The organism is Herbiconiux sp. FW305-C-125, from assembly GCF_058783455.1.
Genome location: NZ_JBYSYO010000033.1, coordinates 1 through 995 on the forward strand (window position 1 = coordinate 1; position 995 = coordinate 995).

At 65.4% G+C, this 995-nt stretch carries 1 protein-coding gene; it reads left to right on the forward strand.

All coding sequences use genetic code 11. From position 1 onward, the window contains the following. The first annotated feature begins 559 nt into the window (after positions 1–559). Positions 560–817: a hypothetical protein gene (locus AC3WLB_RS24265; RefSeq protein ID WP_067940216.1), complete on the forward strand. Its 258-nt coding sequence runs from the start codon at positions 560–562 to the stop codon at positions 815–817. The last annotated feature ends 178 nt before the right edge of the window (positions 818–995 follow it).

Sequence of the window (995 nt, forward strand, 5' to 3'; positions counted from 1 at the left end):
CCCGGTGGCCACGCTGTTCTTTCAGTGGGGCCGTTGTTACTCGGGGTTCGTTACACCACTCTACGGGGCACTACTAACGAAACCCTCGAACGGATCCTGAAAAATCCCCCCCCGCGCGGCGCTGTCATACGCTTCACGGACGGCAAGCTGCGCCCACGACCGCCGGCTGAGCGCGGGATGCCTGCATGGCTAGCCAGCAACAACACCGGCGTTCTAGTCTCTGTCCGTAAGTCGTCCGGCTCGATCAGGCTGCGGATGGAGTCATGGAACGCGGCGGGCGGTGACGATTACTACCGGACCTTCGATGTGGCTTCACCGTTGACGTTCTACGTGGAGACGATCCCCGTGCCCGGCGAACTCATCGACCTCGACCTCTTGCCCTCGCGGCTTCGCTCCTTGGAGCGTCGCGCCCGGGCGACACCAACCTCCCTCGCGGTCCACTCAGAGCCCCCCCTGATAGTGGCCGCAGGAGCGGGCGGAACTCCAGCCGCCCAACGGAAGGCCCGTCGTACGAGCGGCGGGCCTTCTTCGTTGTGACCACAACCACACCGGAGGACCTATGACGGTTCGCTCTTCGATCAACGCCTCAAACCTGAGGCGTGAACTCACGGCCCTCGAGGAGGCCTCGCCGAGCAGCGTCATCGGCGATGTCCTCGACGCGATGTTCTCTGCGGGGCGTGCCGCACTCGGTGCGCACGACCTGGGCATGCCGCAGAACGACGGCTGGGCCGAAGCCGAAGCGGTCATCTTCGATGCCGTCCGCCGCGCCAACCCCGGCAAGTTCGACTTGCCGATCGCGCGCGACGCGGCAGCCTGACCGACCTTCGCAAACTCCCGAGGCTGACCGAGGCCCCTCGCGCAAGCGGGGGGCCTTTTTCGGTCGTCCTTCACCGCCCTCTGGAGCGCTTAACCATGACCGGGCTCTGTTGCAAAGATTGGCGGCAGTCAGAGGTAGGCTGTCGCTCTGCGCCGATCAGGCGGCTGCTGCGAAATGG

Bases quoted from the DNA above. Each gene is read 5' to 3' on its own strand.
- AC3WLB_RS24265 (WP_067940216.1), top strand. From the start codon at position 560: ATGACGGTTCGCTCTTCGATCAACGCCTCAAACCTGAGGCGTGAACTC.